The organism is Streptomyces sp. NPDC051364, assembly GCF_040682115.1.
Lineage (GTDB): Bacteria > Actinomycetota > Actinomycetes > Streptomycetales > Streptomycetaceae > Streptomyces.
Genome location: NZ_JBFBAH010000033.1, coordinates 1 through 15919, shown reverse-complemented (window position 1 = coordinate 15919; position 15919 = coordinate 1). Strand labels below are relative to the sequence as shown.

General features: G+C 71.0%; 16 protein-coding genes and 1 pseudogene. 11 read left to right on the top strand and 6 right to left on the bottom strand.

Features of this window, described 5'->3' with window-relative positions; genetic code table 11:
- Window positions 1–269: 269 nt before the first annotated feature.
- Complete coding sequence (locus tag AB0M76_RS36460; protein WP_365957043.1) at window positions 270–500, bottom strand: hypothetical protein; 231 nt, start codon at window positions 498–500, stop codon at window positions 270–272.
- 53 nt (window positions 501–553) lie between these two features.
- Entirely contained in the window at window positions 554–1114 is a 561-nt protein-coding gene (locus AB0M76_RS36455) for a TetR family transcriptional regulator (protein ID WP_365957042.1), read from the bottom strand.
- Between the two features lie 122 nt (window positions 1115–1236).
- On the opposite strand from AB0M76_RS36455, the gene AB0M76_RS36450 reads away from it, so the two are divergent.
- Together AB0M76_RS36450 and AB0M76_RS36445 are read left to right on the top strand one after the other, a co-directional pair.
- Window positions 1237–1923 carry an SDR family oxidoreductase gene (locus AB0M76_RS36450; protein ID WP_365957041.1) on the top strand — a complete coding sequence of 229 codons (687 nt, stop codon included), beginning with the start codon at window positions 1237–1239 and terminating at the stop codon, window positions 1921–1923.
- 59 nt (window positions 1924–1982) lie between these two features.
- Window positions 1983–3020 (top strand): hypothetical protein, encoded by a 1038-nt coding sequence (locus AB0M76_RS36445; RefSeq protein WP_365957040.1) that lies wholly within the window; start codon window positions 1983–1985, stop codon window positions 3018–3020.
- Window positions 3021–3046: 26 nt separating this feature from the next.
- Here AB0M76_RS36445 and AB0M76_RS36440 read toward each other — a convergent pair whose 3' ends face one another.
- Complete coding sequence (locus AB0M76_RS36440) at window positions 3047–3307, bottom strand: hypothetical protein (RefSeq protein ID WP_365957039.1); 261 nt, start codon at window positions 3305–3307, stop codon at window positions 3047–3049.
- 741 nt (window positions 3308–4048) lie between these two features.
- Here AB0M76_RS36440 and AB0M76_RS36435 point away from each other — a divergent pair.
- The 3 genes from AB0M76_RS36435 to AB0M76_RS36425 all read left to right on the top strand — a co-directional run bounded on the left by AB0M76_RS36435 (window position 4049) and on the right by AB0M76_RS36425 (window position 6148).
- On the top strand, window positions 4049–4564 hold the full coding sequence (locus AB0M76_RS36435; RefSeq protein ID WP_365957038.1) for a MarR family transcriptional regulator: 516 nt from the start codon (window positions 4049–4051) through the stop codon (window positions 4562–4564).
- Window positions 4565–4714: 150 nt separating this feature from the next.
- A complete protein-coding gene (locus AB0M76_RS36430) occupies window positions 4715–5179 on the top strand; it encodes a hypothetical protein (protein WP_365957037.1) in 465 nt (154 codons plus the stop codon).
- Window positions 5180–5293: 114 nt separating this feature from the next.
- Complete coding sequence (locus tag AB0M76_RS36425; protein ID WP_365957036.1) at window positions 5294–6148, top strand: NmrA family NAD(P)-binding protein; 855 nt, start codon at window positions 5294–5296, stop codon at window positions 6146–6148.
- 99 nt (window positions 6149–6247) lie between these two features.
- On the opposite strand, the gene AB0M76_RS36420 is transcribed toward AB0M76_RS36425, so the two are convergent.
- Window positions 6248–6553 carry a hypothetical protein gene (locus AB0M76_RS36420; protein WP_365957035.1) on the bottom strand — a complete coding sequence of 102 codons (306 nt, stop codon included), beginning with the start codon at window positions 6551–6553 and terminating at the stop codon, window positions 6248–6250.
- 311 nt (window positions 6554–6864) lie between these two features.
- Here AB0M76_RS36420 and AB0M76_RS36415 point away from each other — a divergent pair, with 311 nt between their 5' ends.
- The 3 genes and pseudogenes from AB0M76_RS36415 to AB0M76_RS36405 all read left to right on the top strand — a co-directional run.
- Window positions 6865–7083: a hypothetical protein gene (locus AB0M76_RS36415; protein ID WP_365957034.1), complete on the top strand. Its 219-nt coding sequence runs from the start codon at window positions 6865–6867 to the stop codon at window positions 7081–7083.
- Between the two features lie 32 nt (window positions 7084–7115).
- Entirely contained in the window at window positions 7116–9191 is a 2076-nt protein-coding gene (locus AB0M76_RS36410; RefSeq protein WP_365957033.1) for a trehalose-6-phosphate synthase, read from the top strand.
- Window positions 9192–9609: 418 nt separating this feature from the next.
- Window positions 9610–9768, top strand: a pseudogene (locus AB0M76_RS36405) (RNA polymerase subunit sigma-24); the annotation flags it as partial.
- A 34-nt stretch (window positions 9769–9802) separates the two neighbouring features.
- On the opposite strand, the gene AB0M76_RS36400 reads toward AB0M76_RS36405, so the two are convergent.
- Entirely contained in the window at window positions 9803–10915 is a 1113-nt protein-coding gene (locus tag AB0M76_RS36400; protein ID WP_365957032.1) for a C40 family peptidase, read from the bottom strand.
- Window positions 10916–11262: 347 nt separating this feature from the next.
- On the opposite strand from AB0M76_RS36400, the gene AB0M76_RS36395 reads away from it, so the two are divergent.
- Both AB0M76_RS36395 and AB0M76_RS36390 read left to right on the top strand, forming a co-directional pair.
- A complete protein-coding gene (locus tag AB0M76_RS36395) occupies window positions 11263–12237 on the top strand; it encodes a SagB/ThcOx family dehydrogenase (protein ID WP_365957031.1) in 975 nt (324 codons plus the stop codon).
- 331 nt (window positions 12238–12568) lie between these two features.
- Window positions 12569–12919, top strand: a complete 351-nt coding sequence (locus AB0M76_RS36390; protein ID WP_365957030.1) for an extradiol dioxygenase — start codon at window positions 12569–12571, stop codon at window positions 12917–12919.
- Window positions 12920–13343: 424 nt separating this feature from the next.
- On the opposite strand, the gene AB0M76_RS36385 is transcribed toward AB0M76_RS36390, so the two are convergent.
- Entirely contained in the window at window positions 13344–14549 is a 1206-nt protein-coding gene (locus tag AB0M76_RS36385) for a hypothetical protein (protein WP_365957029.1), read from the bottom strand.
- 738 nt (window positions 14550–15287) lie between these two features.
- Between AB0M76_RS36385 and AB0M76_RS36380 the strand changes: the two genes are divergently transcribed.
- The gene (locus AB0M76_RS36380) at window positions 15288–15809 is read left to right on the top strand and encodes a hypothetical protein (RefSeq protein ID WP_365957028.1); all 522 of its coding nucleotides are present in this window, start codon (window positions 15288–15290) and stop codon (window positions 15807–15809) included.
- The last annotated feature ends 110 nt before the right edge of the window (window positions 15810–15919 follow it).

Here is a 15919-nt window from a genome sequence, read left to right as displayed (position 1 = left end):
CGCGCGGCGGCTCCCGAAGCCGTCAACAAACGACGCCCATTCCTGTGTACAGAGCCAGCGTCCAGGATCGTCGTCTGGCGAAGGACCTGGACACCCTCCCGACCTCGCTGCCTGTGAAGATCGATGCGCGCTCGCGCCGGATTGGCGGATGGGGAGGCCGCCGCGGTTGATCGCTGGAAACCGCCGGCTCAAGGTGCGCGTCATCGACGCGACGATCACCATGAGCGCACGCGGAGCCTCCTCGGTCATCCGCCGGGGTACGGGGTGGTTCAGTCGGTTGTGAGGGGCTCGATGTTGCCCACCGCGGTCGGCAGTTCCCGGCCGCCGGCTTCGGGGCGGATGTAGGCGCCCCGGGTCCAGCATCGGCCGGTGTGGGTGGCGACCTCTTCGCGGACGACGGCCATCAGCTCGCCCTCCGTACCGGAGGCGAGGTCGCGGACCCGGCGGCCCGGCAGCGGGTACTTCTCGTGCCCGAAGCCGAGGTCGGCGGCCTTCTTCATGCCTCGCCCCCGGCCGCGGTGCTCTGTTGGTCCCCCGGTTCTGTGCCGTTCCGTCAGGGCGCGGGGGTCAGTGCGGTCCGGGCGGCGTCCAGGATCTTGTCGGAGAGCGGGGTGTCCTGGGTGGCGCGGGCCAGTACGACCGCGCCGAGCATCGTGCACAGCCGGACGATGCCGTCCTGGTCGTCGGTGGCGAGCCAGTCGGCGAAATCGGACACGCCGTCGGCGTAGGTGCGGTGCGCCCCGAGGTCCCCCGGGTCGCGGGCCATGTCGGTGGCCAGCGCGGCGGCGGGGCAGCCGGCGGCAGGGGAATCCCGGTGCCGGGCGGACAGGTAGCCGTCGATCATCGCCTGCTGGGCCGCGAGGCGCTCGCCGTCGTTGTCCTCCAGTGCGGTGGCGCGCCGCTCGGCCAGTTCGTCGAAGGCGTGCGTGACGGCCTCGTCGATGAGCGCTTCCTTGGAGGCGAACTGCTTGTAGAAGCCGCCGTGGGTCAGGCCGGCCGCCTTCATCAGGTCGGCGACGCTCACGCTCGTGCCTTGTTCGCGGAAGAGCCGCGATGCCATTTCCACGACCCGCCTGCGGTTCTCCTGCGCCTGCGCCTGCGATACGCGGCCCATGGGCACCTCCTCATTTGGATGACGACTGGCATCTATCCTACTCCGGGTGTAGATTATGAATGTAATCTAAATGGGCCGGGATGAGTGTGTATGCCCCGGCCGCCCACCCCTTGGGAGATGTCATGGAACTGAAGGACGCCGTCGCCGTGGTCACCGGAGCCAACCGGGGCCTGGGCCGCCATCTCGCTGCCCAGCTCGTCGAGCGCGGGGCCAAGGTCTACGCCGCCGCCCGCCGCCCCGAGTCGGTGGACCTGCCCGGCGTCGTACCCCTGCACCTGGACCTGGCTGACCCACGGTCGGTGCGGGAGGCCGCCCGCATCGCCTCGGACGCCACCTTGCTCGTCAACAACGCCGGGATCATGACGGGCACCCCGCTGGTTGCGGGTGACTGGGACGCGGTACGGCTGGAGATGGAGACGAACTTCTTCGGCCCCCTGGCCGCCACCCGAGCGTTCGTCCCGGTCATCGAGGGCAACCGGGGCGGGGCCGTCCTCAACGTGCTTTCCGTCCTGTCCTGGTTCCACCCGGCCGGAGTCGGTGCCTATGCCGCCGCCAAGGCCGCCGGCTGGGCGATGACCGACGCGATCCGGGAGGAACTGGCCCCGCGGGGCATCGCGGTCACCGCGCTCCACGTCGCCTACATGGACACCGACATGGCCGCCCGGATTCCGGCCGGCCAGAAGATCGACCCCGCCCTCGTCGCGGCCCTCGCCCTCGACGGCCTGGCCGCCGGGGAGCGGGAAGTCCTCGCCGACGACCTCACCCGCAGTGTCAGGCAGGGGCTCGGCGGCGTCCCGTCCGCCGCCTGACTCATTCACCCCGGCCGCCCGCAGTCCGCCACCGCCGGACCGGGCCAGGAAGACCCTCCATGAAATCCCCCATCACATCCTTCCCGGCTGTCCCTGCGCCCGCCGAGGTGGGCGAAGCCCCCACCCCGCCCGTCCCCGACGCCCGCCGCCGCCCGCCCGTGCGGGCCTGGCTTCAGCCTGCCGTGATCGCGCTGGTCCTGGCCGCCGCGTTCATCGGCTGTTACATCGGCCTGCAGCGTGACCCCCAGCCCCACCACGTCCCCATCGCCGTCACCGGACAGGAACTCGCAGACCGGATGAGCGGCGCACTCGGCCACAGCGTCGACGTGCACCCGGCCGCCGACGCCACGGCCGCCCGCCGAGCCCTGGAGCGGCACGAGGTCTCGGCCGCGCTCGGCGAGGGCCCCGGCGGCCGGCTGCACCTGGAGGTCGCCGGAGCCGCCGGCCCGTCCACCACCTCGGCCGTCAAGAGCCTCGTCGGTGCGTACGCCGAGGGCGCGGGCCGGCAGGTCACCACCCAGGACGTCGTGCCCCTGACCCGCTACGACTCGCGCGGCCTGGCCGGCTTCTACCTGGCCTTCGGCGTGACCCTCGCAGGATTCGTCCTCGCCCAGAACGCCCTGGGCCTCGCTGGCCTGCTCCACCTGCGTCACCGGTTCTGGCTGCTCTCCGCTGTCTCCGCCGCAATCGGGACCGTGGCCGCCATCCTTGCCGGGCCCGTCCTGAGTGCCGTACCGGCCCCGATCGTCCCTCTGGCCTTCACCCTCACGCTGCTGGCCGCGGCCGCTGCCTTCGCCACCAAGCTGCTGGGGACGTACCTCGGTCCCGTCGGGGTACCCGCCGCGACCCTGCTGCTGCTCACCGTGGGCAACTCCACCAGTGGTGCCGCCATCAGCGCGGATCTCCTGCCGCCGGCCGCGCATGCCGTCTCCGCGCTCCTGCCGCCGGGGGCAGCCGTCCGTGCCATCACCGACCTCAGCTACTTCCACGGCGCCCACGTCACGGGCCCGCTCGTCACCCTGGCCGCCTGGGCCGTGACCGCCGCGCTCCTGCTCGGCCTGCGGTCCCGCCTGCACCAGACTGCTGCGGCTTCCTGACGCTCCAGCCGTTTTACTCATCCCCGTTAGTACTCGAACCATTCGTGGAGTTCCTGCACCTTTTCTTCGATGTAGGGAGGGAAGAGATGGTCGATGACGGTATCGGCAGGATAGATCGGCATTGACTTGGTATGGGTGAGCATGTCGATGCCGGCTTTCCCGGTGACCGGAGCGCTCTGGCGGCAGTAGCACCGGGCCGCCCAACCGCCCGATGGACCGACGTCCGGCCTGGGTGCACGCGGCTCCTCTGGAGCGGGCGTTCCCCGCTGTTGAACCTGCACGATCACCGGGTGGTGGCCGGCACTGCTGCGCCTATTCCTCGCCGGCGTCCAGGGCCCACGCGGCCGGCCCGCCAACCGCGCGACTCGATCAGCAGTGCATCGTCCAGGTGGACGTCGTCGGGGTCCAGGCCGGCCCGCCGCCCGCATTCGAGTAGGTTGCCGGGGCCGGCGAGGCCGAGGCCCTCGCCGTCGACGCGGCGCCCGCTCCGGACGTCCGGCGGTAAACGATCACGCGCAGGTCAGGGCTCATCCCTCCACCCTGCCGTCCCTGGTCACTCCAGCACTCCGAGGGCGATCTCGGGCCGGCAGTGCGGGCAGCCGGCTGCGGGTGCCGTTGGCGTTCTGGCGGTGGGCGACCGGGACCGGCCCGGTCCCGGCGGCAGACGCGGGGGAGGGCCTGCGGTCGCGAGCGGTGGTGGAGGTCGCACCGATCCGGAGGCGGTCCGGGCGGAGTTGCGGGGAGCGATCGGCGCCGGGGCGGCGGCGGACCGGCTGACGGAGGCCCTGCTGCGCCGGCCTCGGGTGACCGCCTCCGCGGTCGGCCACCTCGTCCGGGCCGGCCACCTCGTCCGCCTCGGCGGCGAGGCGGAGCTCCCCGAGGCGCACCCGGACCAGGTGGCGGCCCTTGCCCGCCGTCGGGACCTGCCCAGGACCTGCCCGCCCTTCTCGACCGGCACCCACCAGTACCAAGGCCGGAGATCAGGTGCCTTGACAACCCAAGTGATTAGCTGCCATATTATCTGCGTGATGAGGGACGATACCGATGGCGAGGCGCCTACGCTGGACCAGGCCAGGCGGCAGGTCGAGCACTACGGCCTGGAGGTCGATCCGCAGGCGGTGCTGGTCGCGGTGCGGCTGATCTCGGCGGGCGCGAGGGTCGGCCGGGCGGCCGAGGTGCACTTTGCCAGGTTCGGCCTGTCGACGGGGCGTTACCGCCTGCTCGCCGACCTCGAAGACCACGGCGGGGAGAAATCCCCCTCGCGCCTCGCAGCCGACCTCGGTGTCTCCAGGGCCACGGTCACCGGCCTGTTGGACGGCCTTGAGCGCGAGGGCCTGATCGCCCGTCGCCCGTCCGCGGAGGACGGCCGGGGCACGGTGGCCGTCCTGACCGCGCGCGGGGCGCAGCGCCTGCGCGACATGGCGTCCGAGCATTTCGGGCGGCTTGAGGCGATGGTGGGCGGGCTTTCCGTCGAGGAGCGTGCGGTGTTCCTGGATCTGCTCGCCCGCGTCGTGCGCGGCAGTGCGGCCCTGGCCGCTGACTGACCCGGCTGTCGGCTGGTCTGGCCCCGCCCTCCGGGCAGGGCCGGCCTCTTTTTTTGGGGCAATAATTAGCTGCCTAATTATATTGGGAGTAGCCCTGACGCCCCCACCGCAACCCTTCGCTTCCCTTACACGAACGAGAAAGAGGCCAGCATGCCCGCAACGAAGGACAAAACCGGCCGAGACCGGGGTGCCTCCCGGCCGTTCACCCTGTGGCGCGAGGTGCTGACCGCCTACGCCGCCCCCGCGCTGATGGCCGGTACCGCCGGAGTCGTCACGGGGCAGCAGGACCTGGCCGTGGCCGCCTGCACATCCATCGCCGGCGCCTCCGCCGTGGTGGCGTTCCTGGTCGGCACCTGGCTGCAGCACGGCGGGCAGCCCCGACGGTGGACCACCACCACGCCGCGCGTCGCCCTGACCGCCGCACTCGTCATCACCGCCGTCGGCGCGGCTGCCCTGCTGGGATGGTTCACCGCCCAATGGCTACCCGCCCACACCCCGATACCCACCACCCCGTGGCTGGAGCGCCTGCGCATCGACCTGCCCGTCTCCGCAGCCCTCGCCACCACCATCGTCACCCTGCGCTGGCGCAGCACCGCCACAGCATCCCCGGCATAGCCCATCCCGGCACCGGGCCCACCCGCCCCACGGGCCCACCCGCCCCACGAGCCCACCCCGGCAGCACCCGCCGCCGGGAAGTCACCAAGGAATGAGCACACGATGATCGTTGTCATGGGAGCGACCGGAGCAACCGGGAACGCCCTGCTCCACAGCCTCGTCACACTCGGCACACCCGTCCGCGCACTGACTCGCACCCCGCACAGGCCGGTCCCCGGCATAACCGGCGCACACCAACCGCCCGTCGAGGTTCAGTACGCCGACGCCACCGACCCCCACTCCCTGCGCGCGGCCTTCAAAGGCGCCACCCGGCTCTTCCTCGCCATGGCCAACAGCCCCGCACAGGTCGAACTCGAAACCCGCGCCATCGACATCGCCGCCCACACGGGCATCGGACACATCGTCAAGATCTCCGCACCCGCCGCCGAACCCGACTCCCCGGTCGCCATCTCCCGCGGACACCACGCCATCGAGGAACACCTGCGTGCCAGCGGCCTCACCTGCACCATCCTGCGCCCCTACGCGTTCATGCAGAACCTCCTGCGCCTGGCCCCCACCGTCGCCCAGGGCGTCATCCTCGGCACGACGGGCGACGCGCCCTGCAACTACATCGACTGCCGCGACATCGGCGACGTCGCCGCCGCCGTCCTCACGAGGCCCGACATTGCCGGCGGCACCTACACCCTGACCGGACCCGAAGCCGTCTCCTACCCCGAACTCGCCTCACGACTGACCGCCCTGACCGGCAACCAGATCCGCTACGTCAACCTCACCCCGGACGCGCTGCGCGACAACCTCATCCGCAACGCCCACATGCCCACCTGGCTCGCCGACCACGTGACGGAGATCCAGCAACTCACCATTACCCGACCCGAAACCCCCAACACCACCGTCATCGACATCCTCGGCCGCCCGCCCCGCACCCTCGATGCCTTCCTGCACGAACACCACGCGGAGGACTGGCGCTGATGATCGGCGGCTTCGCTGTCAGTGCCTGATCAGGTAGGAGCTGGCCCCTCCGTGATGCGTCGCGGAGCTGACGCGTCCCCCTGGCGTGGAAGGCGTACGTCAGGAGCCGCCTCCGCTGACGCCAGGGGCGACGAAGCGCCGGTGCAGGGGGTAGAACTTCGGCTCGGGGTCGCTCTGCACGCCCAGTTCGCCCTTGAGTACGGGGGCGATCCTGGCCTCGATGAACCGGTTGAAGTGGTCCTCCGACTCCCAGATGTCCATCACGTTGAGGCCGCCATGGACGAACCAGGCGGAGTGCAGCACGCACCCGTCCGGTGCGTCCTCTTCCCAGCGCACCTTCTGGCGCACCGCGTCGTACACGTCGGGTGTGATCTCGGGCCAGGAAAAGGTCATCACGACTGCCATGGAGTGTCCTCTCGACTGCCTGGACGCGTCGCGGCCGGACGGCACGCGGCATCACACTGCGAAGCTAAGCCACCGGCATCGCCGGTGCACTCTGGGGCGTCCATCCGACAAGGTTCAGCTGTTCCGCGCGCAGAACGGGCCACCTCTCGGCCAAGCAGGCCGTCCAGTTCCTCCTGGCGCGGCTGGACGCGCCCCGGCGAGCAGGAACTGTGTATATGGTCAGGAAACGGACGTACAGGGCGCCTGATGGGTGTCTCCTGTGTCCGGCGCCCGAGAGGCCCACCCTGCTGCCCCGTTCTGTAGGAGGTGCTGTGTCCCAGACCGGTCCTGTCATCGACGAGTTGGTGGCTTCTGCACTCAAGGCGCCCGGGGAGTTGGTGACCCGGCTCCTGAGTAGCACGGATGTTCGTATGGCGCGGCTCGGTCAGGCGATCCGGGACCTGCAGGACGCCCCGCCGGATCCGCCGGATGCTGATGCCTGTGACGGGACGCGTGTGATCGACCCGGTGACCCACGACCCCGCATGGTGAGTGCCCGCAGGGCAACGTCAGGCGCCGCCAGGGTGCTAGCCGCCGACCTGGACGGCACCCTGCTGGGCGGGAGCCCACACGACCGGCGGCGGCTCTTCGACGCCCTGAACGGGGACCTGGACATCACGGTCGTCTTCGCGACCGGCCGCGGCCTGCCATCGGTCCGGGCCCTCCTTCGCGACGACCCCCTGCTGCCGCCCCCGCACTGGATCATCGCCGACGTCGGGTCCACCATCGTCGACGCCACCCGCATGGCGCACGCCCGACCCCTGGAGGCACGGCTGCGCGCCGGATGGCCGGGCGCCGGACGGGTCCGGGCGGCGCTGGAGGCGTTCCCGCACCTGGTGTACCAGGAACAGGTACCCCAGGAAGGCCGCTGCTCCTTCTATCTTGCCCCCGAGGCCCTGTCCGATGAGCTGATCCGTGTGGTGGAGGCGCTGGGATGCTCCTGGTCGTACGCTTCGGGCCGGTACTTCGACGTCCTGCCGCCCAAAGCCGGCAAGGGACGTGCGCTGGAGCTCCTCGCCCAGACGCTCGGGTGGCCCCGGCGGGCGATGCTGGTGGCCGGGGACTCGCTCAACGACCTTTCGTTGTTCCGCCTGGGCACGCCCGCCGTTGTGGTCGCCAACGCGGAACCCGCGCTGACCGCGCGGGTCCCTGCCAGTGACCGCGTCCACCACTCGGCCCTTGACGGAGCGGCCGCCGTGCTGCAGGGGATCGAACGCCTGGGCCGACCGCCGAAGCGCTCGGTGGTGGTCGGCTACCACCGCCCGCCCGTGTGCTGGCTCGACGGAGCATGGCGGCCGCCCCCCAGCCCCAACGGCATCCTGCCGACCCTGCTGGCTGCTCTGGCCGACGAGCACCTGGACGCCGTATGGGCCGCCGCCCACGTTGGCGAAGCACCTATGCCTGCACCGCCCCAGGCTGACGGCATCCCGACGCTCTCTCTCCTGCCGCTGCCACCCGACCGGTGGGCCGGGTACTTCCACCGCACGTGCAAGGAGACCCTCTGGCCGGCCCTGATGTCCCAGCCCGAGCTCATCCGGCACCGGCCCGCACACTGGGCCGACTACGAAGCCGTCAACACCGCCTTCGCCCGGCACATCGCCTCCCTCGCCGAACAGGGCGCGACGGTCTGGCTCCACGACTACAACCTCTGGCTCGTACCCGCCGCTCTCAAGGCCGACCGCCCCGACCTGACCATCGGCCTGTTCCACCACACCCCCTTCCCCCACCCCGACGTCTTCCGCCGCATCCCGGCAGCCGACCAGCTGCGCGACTCACTCGCCCGCCTGGACTGGGCAGGCTTCCACACCCCCGACTGCGCCGACAACTTCCATCGGCTCCTCGCCGGCACTGCGGTGCCCGCCCCGCACATCGGCGTGCACCCGCTCGGCATCGACCGCCCCGCCGTCACCCGCCTCGCCCGCTCCCGGTCCCGGGCCGGGTCCCGACCGCACCACAAGAACGACGGCATCCAGCTGGTGCTGTCGGTGGAACGCCTCGACTACGCCAAAGCCCCCGTCCACAAGATCCGCGCACTGGACGCCCTCTTCGCCGACGAGCCCACACTCCGGCAACAGGTCCGCTACCGCCTGATCTGCCCACCACCCGAGCCCGGCATCCACGCCTACGACACGACCCGCACCGCACTCGAGAACGCCATCACCTGCATCAACCAGCGGTGGAGCACAGCCAGCTGGCAGCCCGTCGAGTACATCCCACACACCCTCGACTTCACCGAAGTCGTCGACCACTACCTCGAGGCCGACGTCTTCTGGGTGACCTCGCTTGCCGACGGAATGAACCTCACCGCCCAGGAGTACATCACCGCACACCACGCCGCCCACCGCCCGGGCGTCCTGATCCTCTCCCGCCACGCGGGAGTCGCCCAGCACCTGGGCACCGCGGCTGTACTGACCGACCCACTGCTTCCGCATGACCTGGTGGACACCCTGCGAGCCGCACTGGCCATGCCGGTGGACAAACGCGCTACCCATATCGCCCGTCTGGCGGCTCTGCTGGACACCCCGGACCCCGCCGACTGGGCCAGCACGGTCATCTCCGCCATCCGCGCCAGCGCTGCCCCGCAGACGGGGACGGGCTGAAGGAGTCCCCCTCGGACTTCGCCGGCTGGAAGGACGCCCACGCGGTAAGCGCGACAAAAGACCAGTCCCTTCGTGGTGGCAGTCCCGCCTGCCACCACGCCAACGGGTGGGATGACGATGCGGCCGCCGACGTCCAGGAGCCCGAAGGCAGCTCCCGCTCGCCCGCCGCCAACTACGCCGCTGCGTCGAAGTCGTTGGCATGCACCACCTGGATGTGGCTGAAACAGCCACTACCAAGTGCGGGCGGCCGCGGTGAGCGGCGCCCTGCCCGACCGTCGGGAGACTGCGACTCTGCCGCAGATGGGCTGGATGACCGCTGCCGTCCATCAGGCGGTCGCCGACGACATCGCCCGTACGAAGGCCGAAGGCAGCGGCCGGCGGGCCGACCTGCTGCGCCGCGTGATACCGGAGGGCCTACACGGCCGCCATCGCCGGGGGCATCGGGATCCTGCGGGGCGCGCTGGCCTGTGACCGGCACGGCAAGTACCAGGCCCAGGCCGCCATCGCCGCCCTGCACGCCGACGCCCCCACCGCCGAGGAGACCGACTGGCCGCAGATCGTGGAGTGGTACGACGAACCAGGGTTCGCCGTACGGCAGTGCCGTACGCGCGTCAGCGGGTGAGGAAGCGGGTGGCGCCCACGTAGACGCGGCCGGTGGAACCGATGGGCTCCTCCTTGACCGGGTCACCGGTCCGAGGCGAGTTGATCATCATGGGTTCGCCGTTCCTCGTCCCCGAATAGATGCCGACGTGGGTGACCTCGGTGCCGGTGGCGGGGCGGAAGGCGACGATGTCGCCGGGCCTGAGGTCCTCCGTACCGGTGATCCGCACCCCCGCGGCCGAGCCGGCAGGTACCTGCCCGCCGCCCGCCTCGAACTGCGGCTGGGCGTCCCGGGGGACCGTCACGCCGAGGGCGGAGTAGACCTGGCCGGTGAGACCGGAGCAGTCGTAGCCGAATCCAGAGGTGCCCGACCACAGGTAGGGCAGACCCAGGAAGGCGCGTGCGGCGGCGACCACGTCCGCGCCGCTCGGTGCGGCCGGCACCCTCGCCAGGTCGTCAGCTCGGAAGAACAGCGGGCCACCGCTGGGGGAGTAGGCGGTGACGACTCCGGGCAGCGGACCGGCCTTCACCGGGAAGGAGGTGTTGTACGAGTACTCGCCCGCCTGCCCGGATTGACGGCGGGCAAGCGCGGCCTGGGCGGTGGCGAAGCCCCGGGCCGTGGGGCGGGCAACGCGTTCCTCGTGCGTACCGCCGGGCGGGCGCCGGTGCTCCGAGGTCAGTTGCCGGTCGGGAATCCAGCCGGGGTAGGCGCCCCGTCCTGCCTCGTCCCTTGGGGTGGGCTGGCCGTGCACCCATACGTGGTCCCAGAGCAGACCGCCGTGCCACTCGGTGCGGTCGACGGTCACCGGGACGCCGTGGAGAGCCTGCGTCTCCCCGGCGACCTCACGCCGCTCGTCCAGGGACATGGTTGTCAACCAGCCTCGGATGTCGGCGGGATTGGTGGTCGCCGGAGCGTCCACGGGCCGGACCTGTCCGGGGCTCACCCAGACCTGAGCGACCGTCACGTTGACGTAGCAGGTCGCGGCGCCGTCGCAGGGGCGTGGCGCGGCGGACACGGAGGGGCGGGCCGGGGTGGTGGGGGCCGCGGGGATTGCGGCGGCCGGAGCGGCGAGGGCGAGGAGCATTGCGGCGGTGGCCGTCAGGACGGTCTTCACGGAGTACATGCGTCGATCCTGTCCAGGGCAGCGCGCCTGCGAACCCCTCCGGCCCGGCCGGCCACGCGGTCGTGGGATCGACTCGGCGCCGTCAACCGGTCCCTGGCGTCGTGGACCGCATGCTCCGCCGCGCCATCCGGGTCATCGACGGCGCCGCCTCGACGACTCCTGGACGGCTGCCTGACCATGGAGATGGCCCCTGGTCATGCCCTCTCTGGATCTTCCATGATCGCAGGCATGCAGAGTGGGCGTCATGGCTGCTCTGCCGGAAGGGTGTATTCCGGTGAAAGTGCTCCGGGCTGACGTGTGGCCTGCCCGAAGTGGCTGGTCAGTAAGTCTGCCGCGCCCGCGGTCCTGTGAGGGAACGACGGTGGCTGCCCAGGCCTACGACCACGCTGGACAGCACGACGGTCGCGCACGCCGTCACCGCCCTGCGCGAGCACGGGCTCCTGCTGGAGGAGCACAGCGCCGAGGCCGACCGTGACGCCCGCATCGTCCACCAGTGGCGATCCTGGGAACCCGAGGCGACCTTCTTCCACTACGCCACGCAGGACACTCATACCGCCGCGAGCTTGGCCTCCCAGGACCCGCCAGAGATCGACAAGCTACCCGCTCTGTTCACCGCCTACCCCGATGCCGACCGCGTCCTGCTGCCCCGCTACCCCGTCCACCTGACCGCCCCACTCGGCGAAGCCCTTTACAGTCGCCGCACCCACCGCGACTTCGACGACGCCCCGTCACCCTGCCCACCCTGGCCACCTTGCTGCAGGTCTGCTTCGCCCCGGTCGACTACGTCGACTCCGACGAGCTCGGCGCAGTGGTCCGCCGCACCAGCCCTGCCGGCGGCGCCCGCCAGGAACTCGACGCCTATGGCCATCACCAACGTCACCGGCATTCCCGCCGGCATGTACCACTACAACAGCCTCGAACACAGCCTGGAACTGCTCAGCAAGGGTTTCACCCGCCAGGACACGATCGACCTGTGCGCCGGCCAGGACCACTTCGGCGGCGCCGCGTTCCTGGTCCTCCTGGTCGCTGTGATCGAGCGCATGCGCGTTAAGTACCGCTCGCCGCGCTGCTACCGCGTCAGTCTCCTGGGCGCCGGACACCTGGGGCACACCTTCGCGCTGACCGCCACCGCCCTCGGCCTGGGCCCGTTCCAGACCGGCGCCTTCCACGACGCCGCAGTCGTCGAACGACTCGGCCTGAACAACACATCCCGCACCCCCGTGTACGTACTGGGCGCCGGACACCCCAACCTCGAACCCGACCCGGAACGCAGCCCCGCCCCCGCCGGCCTCGACGCCTTCCGCTCCACACCCCTGACCTGACGGTTGGCCTGATTACGGACGTGGCAGGAGGGGCACGGCTCCACAGACCCGCGCCGTCCGGTGGTCCCAGTACGTCCCGCCGTTGTCGGGGCCGCTTGCCACCCTTCCCGGCGTTCCCCGGATCAGGCTGCCCCAGCTTCACCAGACCGCTGCGACGGCCCGGCGGTGCCGGCCTTTCACCTCCACTCGATTACGTGGTACTTCGTGGCGCACTCCGTTGACATTCAACTCAGTCGCCGTGTCGTCGAACCCAGCCGAGGATCTTCTTGACCTTGGCGTGCCAGGATGCCGGGGACACGACCGTCAGCACGTCGATGGACAGGGGCTAGCCATGATCAGCGGTGCACATGTCATCCTCTACAGCCAGGACGCCGAGGCGGACCGTGCCTTCATCCGTGACGTCCTCGACTTTCCCGGCGTCGACGCGGGCGGCGGCTGGCTCATCTTCAAGCTGCCCCCGGCCGAAGTCGCCGTGCACCCGACCGATGGTCCGCCCCAGCACGAGTTCTACCTGATGTGCGGCGACCTTGATTCCCAGCTCGGCGAGTTCCGCACCAAGGGCGTCGAGATCACCCGCCCGGTCAGCGAACAGCGCTGGGGCAAGCTGACTGCGATCCGACTCCCCAGCGGCGCCGAACTTCCGCTGTACGAACCGCTGCACCCCATCGCCCACGGCCTGTGACCCCACAGCACTCAACTCGGCCCATCGCGCGCTCAGATGCTGTCACGCAACTCAGTCGTTGCAGGTCAAGGTGTCACGACCGACTCACTGCGAATCTGCAGTTTGTTGTCCCTGGGGAGCCGTCTGTTGTCACTGGCCGGGGAGTGTCGTTTGTGCTGGTGACGGGCTTGACGTGGCGGGGCTGGTGACGGGTCGCTCTTCCGGCTCGTTGTGCTGCGCCAGGGCCTGGATGCCTTTGTGGAGGGCTTTTGCGTTGCGCCCGGAGGTGGGTACTGCGCTCTGATGCCAAGAGTGGGCTCATCACCCTGGTCTGGCACGTCTGATGGCCCGCCTGCGGTAGGTCTCGGCGGGTAGGACGTCCGAGGAGGCTCCGCACCCTCCGCACCCCGGATCCGGTGTGCGGAGCCTTCTCGGTCCTGTCGGCTCAGTCCTGCCAGTAGAACAGCAGGGTGTCGACGTCGAGGGGCTCGCGTCTGCCGAAGTAGTACACGCACAGGTCGGTGACCCGGATGCGGCCGGTGGTTCCGTCGATCCAGCGGAAACCGGTTTCCTCCAGTGCCCGGCGGGCGGGGTGCCGGTCGTCGTGGCCCGTGACGAAGCGCCCGAGGGTGCTGACGTAGATGTCCTCGTCGCCGCACGAGATCACGTGATAGGTGCCGTCGCCCTGCTGGTGGTGGTCCCCGGCGGAGACCGGCGGGTCCGGGGCGAGAGCGGCCGCGGTCAACGCGGCGGTCGCACGCGCGAGCTGGTCAGGCAGGTCCGGGCGGCCGGGCGGTTCGGTGCACAGGGCCTCGAGGAGCCATCGGGGATCGCTCTGCCGCTCGCACCAGGGGGCGTACTCGTGGACGATCGCCTGGCGCAGTTCCTCGTCCAGGCCGTCGACCTCGGTCCGCGGGCTGCCGAGCCGCTCGTCGATCCGGCGGGTCTCCGCGGCGTCCTCGGTGAGCTGATGGAGGGCGCAGGCGGCCCGTACGGCGGCCTCGGGGGCGGGGCCCTCGTCCAGGAAGGCGCGCAGTCGGCCGGGGGCCGCGACGAGCGACTGGGCGAGGTGCGCGATGCCGCGGTCGGGGTCGGCCAGGTACGGCGTCACGTCCTGCCCCGCGTGGTGCCACGTCCGGAGCGCGAAGCGGCGGTCCTCGGGCCGGTCCTCGCCGAGCTCGGCCAGGACCGCCTCGGCGCCGTGGTGCCCCACCAGACCGTCGAGGCCGGCCTCCCCGATCTCCCGCCACCGCTGCCAGGACGAGGCCGCCAGCGTGGACAGGCCGGGGGCGGCGGTTCGGTCGCCGAGCAGGCCACGGGCCTTCAGGGCCGCCTCCGCGACGCCGCACGAATCGTCCCCCCGCTGCTCCTTGTCGAGCAGCCAGGGCAGGAGCTCCGTCCGGCCCGCGAGGAGGTCGAGGAGCGCGATGCGCACCTCGGCCGTCTCGTCCTCGTCCCGGATCCGGTCGACGAGGCCGGGGACTCGGGCCTCCGGGACCCGGCCGACGAGCGCGTGCGCGCAGATCCGGCGGCGCCACCAGGCGTTGCCGGTGTCCAGGACGTAGCGGGCGATTGCGTTGGGGTCGTGGGCGTGCAGGGCAACGGTGTCAGGCTGCCCCCGCTCCGGTATCAGCGTGTCGATCTTCCGCATCGGTCGATGCTACGGCCCGTTTGGCGAAGAGGGCAGAGTGGGCAGTGGCGTGAAAGATCGTCAACGAATCCAGATAGGCGACAAATGAAGCGATTACGGGCATGGATCGGCGCGGCAGTCCTGACGATTCCGCTGTTCATGTCACTCGGAGCGGAGGGCGTGCAGGCCGCTCCGCTTACGGATGTGCCATTGCCGCTTCAAAGTGGCGCCGGCCGCCGACGTCCGCTCGAATCTCCCGCGGGCCACCGCTGCCGCCATGCTGCGCCGCCTCGCCGACGAGCTCGACGCCGAGCAACTCCACGGCGCCCTACCCGGGGAAGCGTTCGCCACCCTCACCCAGCAGCTCACGCGCCGCAACCGCCCCGCCGAGGCCGCCCGGCAGGCCGCCGACGCCCTCGCCCACCACACGCGCGAGCTCGCCGATATGCTCGCCGCCGCTCTCGACCGAGGCATCCCCGCCGAATCCCCGTCGGCACCTGGTCTCGATGCTGCGCAGCCACACCGTCAACCTCGGCAGTCCGCCCCGGACCGCCATCGACGATGTGCTCGACCTCGCCGCCGCCCGGCGCGCCCGCCTCAACCGCTGACGCGTCGCAGGCCCGATCGCCCAAATGCAGGCACACCTCGCCGGGGACACCTACCCCGGCACCCTGACCTCCTGACGGCCACGCCCCGACCATCAGGAGTGCCAGGCCGCGGACCGTGGCATTGTCGGTGGGGGCAGCCACCATGGCAGGCATGGACGACATCATCGTCCGGGCGGCGCCCGACGACGCCGGATCCCGGCTCTGCGAAGACATCCGGAACCAGCTCGCCAGGTGGGTACCGCGCTTGCTCGGCGTTCACGTACGCACCCACTCGGAGCCCGGCCCCGACGTCATCGCCCTGCTCCTGGACGCCACGCAGGGTGCCGCTGCCTGCACCGTCCTGCCGGGTGACGCCGAGACCGCCCGCCGCGAACTGCGCACGGCCGCCCTCCACGCCGCCGCGGCGGCGCCCGTCCAGCGCGGCGCCGACCTTTCGCCGGCACGGGACGCAAGCAGGCAGACAGACTCGTGCCCTTCGAAACTGCGCTCGGCGGGTGGTGAAATCATCGGCCCCGAGCACCCTTGCATGTGGGGGGTCGCGGCAGGGCATGCGGACGCCGGAGAGGTTGTGCGCCTCTCCGGCGTCCGCGTCCGCTGTGTCGGGCGGCTCCCCGTGGAGTGTGCCCGGGGAGCTATGGGGTTGTCCGTCCTCACTTGCCGAGCTTCGCCTTGAGTTCGTCCTTGAGCTGGTCCTTGATGGTCTGCTTGTTCACCTGGCCGCCGGTGCCGGTGCCGTCTCCGCCCACAGCGGTCGCATCGCCGGTGTTGACGGCGTCGGCGCTG

Excerpts from the sequence above, each read along its gene's own strand:
- AB0M76_RS36460 (WP_365957043.1), bottom strand. The coding sequence starts at position 500 with ATGAAGAAGGCCGCCGACCTCGGCTTCGGGCACGAGAAGTACCCGCTG.
- AB0M76_RS36455 (WP_365957042.1), bottom strand. The coding sequence starts at position 1,114 with ATGGGCCGCGTATCGCAGGCGCAGGCGCAGGAGAACCGCAGGCGGGTC.
- AB0M76_RS36450 (WP_365957041.1), top strand. The coding sequence starts at position 1,237 with ATGGAACTGAAGGACGCCGTCGCCGTGGTCACCGGAGCCAACCGGGGC.
- AB0M76_RS36445 (WP_365957040.1), top strand. The coding sequence starts at position 1,983 with ATGAAATCCCCCATCACATCCTTCCCGGCTGTCCCTGCGCCCGCCGAG.
- AB0M76_RS36435 (WP_365957038.1), top strand. The coding sequence starts at position 4,049 with ATGAGGGACGATACCGATGGCGAGGCGCCTACGCTGGACCAGGCCAGG.
- AB0M76_RS36430 (WP_365957037.1), top strand. The coding sequence starts at position 4,715 with ATGCCCGCAACGAAGGACAAAACCGGCCGAGACCGGGGTGCCTCCCGG.
- AB0M76_RS36425 (WP_365957036.1), top strand. The coding sequence starts at position 5,294 with ATGGGAGCGACCGGAGCAACCGGGAACGCCCTGCTCCACAGCCTCGTC.
- AB0M76_RS36420 (WP_365957035.1), bottom strand. The coding sequence starts at position 6,553 with ATGGCAGTCGTGATGACCTTTTCCTGGCCCGAGATCACACCCGACGTG.
- AB0M76_RS36400 (WP_365957032.1), bottom strand. The coding sequence starts at position 10,915 with ATGTACTCCGTGAAGACCGTCCTGACGGCCACCGCCGCAATGCTCCTC.
- AB0M76_RS36390 (WP_365957030.1), top strand. The coding sequence starts at position 12,569 with ATGATCAGCGGTGCACATGTCATCCTCTACAGCCAGGACGCCGAGGCG.
- AB0M76_RS36385 (WP_365957029.1), bottom strand. The coding sequence starts at position 14,549 with ATGCGGAAGATCGACACGCTGATACCGGAGCGGGGGCAGCCTGACACC.
- AB0M76_RS36380 (WP_365957028.1), top strand. The coding sequence starts at position 15,288 with ATGGACGACATCATCGTCCGGGCGGCGCCCGACGACGCCGGATCCCGG.